Below are 4,828 nucleotides of genomic sequence, written 5' to 3' on the forward strand. Positions count from 1 at the left end.
CTCCGTTATCCGCTTCCCGATTAACTGTGTATCCGTATACGTCCGCGTCCAGCCCCCGCGTATCTCCCTGAAACAATGGTGAATGCCCGCTTTGCCCTCGTACCTGAACACACAGTTCATCCCCGTCGTCGGGCTGATTATATCCTGCTTCTTCGGTCGCGATTCCGTCGAGAGTATCTCATAGTCCCTGCCTACCTCGAACCTTGACGGCTCAGGGACAGGGCTGACTGGAGCGGGATATTCAGGCTCACGGCGGGAAACTTTCAGCCAGTTACGCATTCCGCGTACTTCTCGCGCTCTCTTGGACATTCTTCCTCCTTGAACGGTTCAGCCGGAAACTCAGCACGTGCGAATATTTGTTCATCGCTCCGACAACGCAACTCTCGCAGTGCTCCAGCATTGACGTGTTCAGCTTTATGTGCCACACTGCACGCTCGTTCCCGCAGTAACTGCATACATAGGGCGTTATCATCTTCCGCCTCCCCAATATCCGCTCAGTACTCGCTTTGTCCTGAATCTCTCAAGCTCCCGCTCATGCCTCAAGACTTCAAGCACTGCGGACAAACATTCTGCGCTCCATCTTCCCGACATGTTCACCGACTGGCTGATATGCTGAAAGTTATAGCCTGTCAGCCGCGACAGTTCTCGGTAATCAAGCCCGTAACGACGGATTGTCCGCTTGATGTCCGCAGGAGTCAGTTTGCCGTGATACACCTTGTAATTCACACTGTCTGAGAGGTCATAGCCGAAATACTCTGCCAGACGCATTAACATTCCAAGCGACGGATTATTCAGTCCAAGCTCGTACATGTGGAATGTTCCTCGCGATATGTTCAGAGCCTTGCACAATTCACGCTGTGATAACCCCGCATTCTCGCGCATTCCCCGAAGTCCGCGCAAAAACTCCTGCGTCGGGCCGTCAAGGGCTATCGTCTTCCTCATGCCTTGCCTCCGTTCTTCAGGCGCGACAGTTCCGCAAGCTCCTCCGGCGTGGCCTGAGACTGCTTCAGCTTTCCCGTCAGTTCACGAATGCGCCGGTTCTTGTCCCGTTCCAGCAGTGCACCGTAAATGCTCTGCCACTTCTCAGGGAGAGTGAGACCCTTCATCCGCGCACAGACTTCATCTCCACGCGCTAGAACCGCCAATAGCTCCGTATCTCCCAGTGATGACCACAACATTACCTGCGCGTCGGGGTTTTCCGTCAGCAGAGCATAGGCTGTCTGCCGGGCCTCTGGATTGCGCAACAGATGCAGGGCTTCCTTCGGCGAGAAACTCAACCGGCATTCCTGATGGTGATACAGCAGTGAACATAACGCCGCTTCGCTCGGTGGTTCGACACCTTTTGCCTCAAGGGGAGCAGGAGCTTCGTCGGGGATTTCCCGCTTCTGCTTCGACAAAAACCATTCCTCTATCTTGCTAGGCGGAACTCCTGTTGCCTCACTCAATGAAACTTTGTGCTGGAGCACCTCGTGCACATCAAGCTCCTGCAAGGTCGTGAACAGCTCCTTCATCGAGGATTTACGCGTCAACGGGTCAGCAAGCAGAGGCTTGAACACCTCAATGTGCCTAGCAATAAGGGGGCGGGCGTTCGTCAGGGCTTCCTCGAAGGATGAAGGGGGATTTGCCGTCAGGAACTCGTCGGGGTCTTTCCCCTCCGGCAAGCTCACTACGTACACGTCCAGACCGTGCTTCTGTAGCACAAACATACTCCGCAACGTTGCATTCTGGCCCGGCTTGTCAGCGTCATAGCAGATGTAACACCTGTCCGCAAACCGCGCGAGCATTTCCGCCTGTTCCTGCGTCAGGGATGTTCCCAGTGAGGCCACAGTCTCCTTGAAGCCGCATTTGTGGAGACGGATTGCGTCCATGTACCCCTCTACTAGGATTGACCGCTTGCGCTCGCGAATTGCCGTCCGTGCTACGTCGAGAAGGTACAGGTTCTTGCGCTTGCGGTAGATTTCGCTCTCGGGACTATTCATGTATTTTGCGCCCTCGCCGTCGATTAACCGACCGCCGAAAGCGATTACCCTTCTCGCAACGTCCCTGATGGGGAATATCACTCTGCCCCTGAATTTGTCGTACAGTCCGTGCTTGCCCGGCAACGCCAATCCTAAATCCTGCATCTGCTTATCTGTTACGCCGACACGCCGGAGATAGTGCACCAGAGCGTCCCACGAACTCGGAGCATAACCCAGCCCAAAACGCGCAATGTCCGAGCCGTCAAGTTTCCTGCGGTCAAGGTATGCCCGCGCCGCTGTCCCCTGTGCGTTCTTGAGAGTGTCAGCGTAAAACTTCGCCGCCATGTCAAGCACCTCATACGCTGACTTCCCGCCTACCTCACGCTCATACTTCGGGAGTTCTATTCCTGCACGATCCGCAAGCACCTTCACCGCTTCAGGAAAACTCAGGTTATCCGCCCGCATCAGGAACGTGAAGATGTTTCCCGCCTCGTGGCATCCGAAACAGTAATAGCTTTGCGTGTCCGTGTACACATGGAACGACGGCGTTTTCTCCTCGTGGAACGGGCAAAGTCCGCTGTAGCCCCTGTTTGCCCGCCGTAACTTCACACGCTCGCCGATTATGTCCGCTATGTCCAGCGCGTCCCGAATGTGCTCGTAAACTTCCTGATTACCCGCCATAGTCCATAAACCTCGTGAATTTCCGCTCAAATGTCAAGTGGCATACTCCAGTCGTGCCGTTGCGGTTCTTGGCTATCCTGATGTCGGCCTTGCTGTCGGTGAGGTCGTTGTTCTCGGTCTCGGAGTAATAATCCTCGCGGAAAAGCATCATCACTACGTCCGCGTCCTGCTCAATCGCGCCGCTGTCTCTGAGGTCGGAGAGCTGGGGCTTCTTGTCCGTGCGCTTCTCGGTCTCGCGCGACAACTGCGACAGGGCAATTACCGGGCATTCAAGCTCCACTGCTGTGGACTTCATCACCCGCGAAATCTCCGCAACTTCGTACTGCCTCGTGTCGCTCTTCTTCCCAGAACTCATGAGCTGGAGGTAATCCACAACGATTAGGGATAGGTCAGGATGGCGGGTCTTGAAGCGGCGGCATTTTGTGCGGAAATCCATTGCGCTTAGTTCCGAGCTGTCGTAAATGTGGATGTTGCGCGCCTGAAGTCCGGGCTGTGCTCGTTCCACTGCGTACCAGTCATCTTGCGACAACTCGCCTGTGCTTATCGCCGAAATCCCCACGCCCTCACCGAACCTGAGCGTTTCCGCTGAGAGCATTCGGTGAATGAGCTGTTCGGCTGACATTTCGAGGCTGAAGAACAGCACGTGCCGGTTCTCCTCGCCGCCGAACTGTGCAATGTTCAGGGCTAGGGCAGTTTTGCCCATCGACGGGCGCGCCGCTATGATATTCAGCGTTCCGGGCTGGAAACCCGTAATTATCTTGTCCATATCCTTAAAGCCGGATTTGTAGCCGGTGTTCCTGCGTTTGCCTGTGCGGAGTTCGTCGATTTTCGCGAGCACCGACGGCACGGCTGAGTTCAACGCTACAGGCCCGGAGGTGTCCTTCTCTGCCGATGCGTCGAGAATTATTTTCTCGGCCTCGCCCACAAGTTCACCTGCCTCAACGTCAGGCTTCACCGCAAGACTCGTAATCTTCTGCCCAGCGTCAAGCATCTTCCGGCGCACCGATGCATCCTTCACGATTTCAGCGTAGTAGCCCGCGTTCGCTGGGAGCATGTCGTCGCTTACGAGTTCGGCTAGGTACGGCTGGCCGCCTATCCGTTCGAATACGCCTTTGTGTGCGGCTTCGGCCTGAAACGTTACCATGTCAATTGGCCTGTTCTCGAGGTACATGCTCAGGCAGATTTCGTAGACCGTTTTGTTGTTAGCGTCGTAAAAGTCGTCGGGGCGCAGGATTTCGGAGATAATGCCGAGAGCGTCCGCTGACAGCAGACAAGCACCTATAACCGCGCGTTCGGCCTGCAAATTCTGGGGAATAGTGCTAGCTGGCATTGTTGAGCCTCCTGTCCTTGACGTTGGCGAGGGTCGACCATGAACCATGACCCATTAGTCGCGAGAGCATAGGGGCGATAAATTCACGCCCGCACCACTGGCACAGCTCATCGGGAGTGCGCGCGTTGGTGGTTACGATGGTCTGCAGGTTCTTGACGTAGCGGTAATCGATGATCTGGTGCAGGTAGCTCGCACGGGCGGCTGTCATGTTCTCGTGGCCTATGTCGTCGAGCACTAAGCAGGGTACGGTCTTGAAGGTGCGCATGAGGCCGTCGTAGTCTCCGTTCTCGCGGATGGCCGCCTGTATCTCGTCGAGCATTGCGCTGACTAGGCGGAAGAGTGCCTGCCGTCCCTGCTCCATTGCACGGATGGCGATTGCGACGGCGAGGTGTGTCTTGCCTGTTCCGGGATTGCCAGCGAGAATTAGGCATGACTGCTCCTCTGAGGCTTTCAGAGCCGCGAGCATGGCGTTGCGGGTCTCGGGGTCAGACTTTGTGCACTGGTAGGCCTTGAAGGTCATGTTCCGGCAGGAGGCATCGATGCCGCTCTTGCGGAACATGCGCCTGAACTCTTCGGTCAGGTGAGGGAACTTGCAACCAAGTCCGCAAGCCCGCCCGACCTCGAGGAAACTGTAGCCTCTGGGGCTGTGTGAGACGCTGACAACTGGGCGTGAGTTTCTGGCTTTGACGGAAGCAGGGAGCTTGCAGTCGCCGGTGCATTCAGAGCAGAGAGCCTCAATCTCCGCCGCCTGAGCCACTGACCACATGTCTATCACGTCGGGGAAAGTCTGCCCCGTGTAGTCCGTGAAGAATGCCTGTTCATCAACGTCGGGGAACTTGGCCTTGAGGTAGCTCAATGC

6 protein-coding genes are annotated in these 4,828 nt (G+C 56.2%); all 6 read right to left on the reverse strand.

The annotated features are described in order from the left end of the window. Positions 1-309: hypothetical protein (locus IJT02_01855; GenBank protein ID MBQ7543669.1), on the reverse strand; the 309-nt coding region annotated here is incomplete at its 3' end. After that, on the reverse strand, positions 272-472 hold the full coding sequence (locus tag IJT02_01860; protein ID MBQ7543670.1) for a hypothetical protein: 201 nt from the start codon (positions 470-472) through the stop codon (positions 272-274). The genes IJT02_01855 and IJT02_01860, both read right to left, overlap by 38 nt. Beyond that, positions 469-942 carry a helix-turn-helix transcriptional regulator gene (locus IJT02_01865; protein MBQ7543671.1) on the reverse strand — a complete coding sequence of 158 codons (474 nt, stop codon included), beginning with the start codon at positions 940-942 and terminating at the stop codon, positions 469-471. Before IJT02_01865 ends, IJT02_01860 begins: the two co-directional genes overlap by 4 nt. Beyond that, positions 939-2,639, reverse strand: coding sequence for a DNA primase (locus IJT02_01870; protein MBQ7543672.1), 1,701 nt, complete (start codon positions 2,637-2,639; stop codon positions 939-941). Before IJT02_01870 ends, IJT02_01865 begins: the two co-directional genes overlap by 4 nt. Beyond that, positions 2,629-3,969 carry a replicative DNA helicase gene (gene dnaB / locus IJT02_01875; GenBank protein MBQ7543673.1) on the reverse strand — a complete coding sequence of 447 codons (1,341 nt, stop codon included), beginning with the start codon at positions 3,967-3,969 and terminating at the stop codon, positions 2,629-2,631. Before dnaB ends, IJT02_01870 begins: the two co-directional genes overlap by 11 nt. After that, positions 3,959-4,828, reverse strand: an 870-nt coding sequence (locus IJT02_01880) for an ATP-binding protein (protein MBQ7543674.1), incomplete at its 5' end; no start/stop codon positions are given. The genes dnaB and IJT02_01880, both read right to left, overlap by 11 nt.

It is taken from the genome of Synergistaceae bacterium (genome assembly GCA_017450125.1).
Lineage (GTDB): Bacteria > Synergistota > Synergistia > Synergistales > Aminobacteriaceae > JAFUXM01.

Coding starts and splice junctions, on each gene's coding strand:
- IJT02_01860 (MBQ7543670.1), bottom strand. CDS start 472: ATGATAACGCCCTATGTATGCAGTTACTGCGGGAACGAGCGTGCAGTG.
- IJT02_01865 (MBQ7543671.1), bottom strand. CDS start 942: ATGAGGAAGACGATAGCCCTTGACGGCCCGACGCAGGAGTTTTTGCGC.
- IJT02_01870 (MBQ7543672.1), bottom strand. CDS start 2,639: ATGGCGGGTAATCAGGAAGTTTACGAGCACATTCGGGACGCGCTGGAC.
- dnaB (MBQ7543673.1), bottom strand. CDS start 3,969: ATGCCAGCTAGCACTATTCCCCAGAATTTGCAGGCCGAACGCGCGGTT.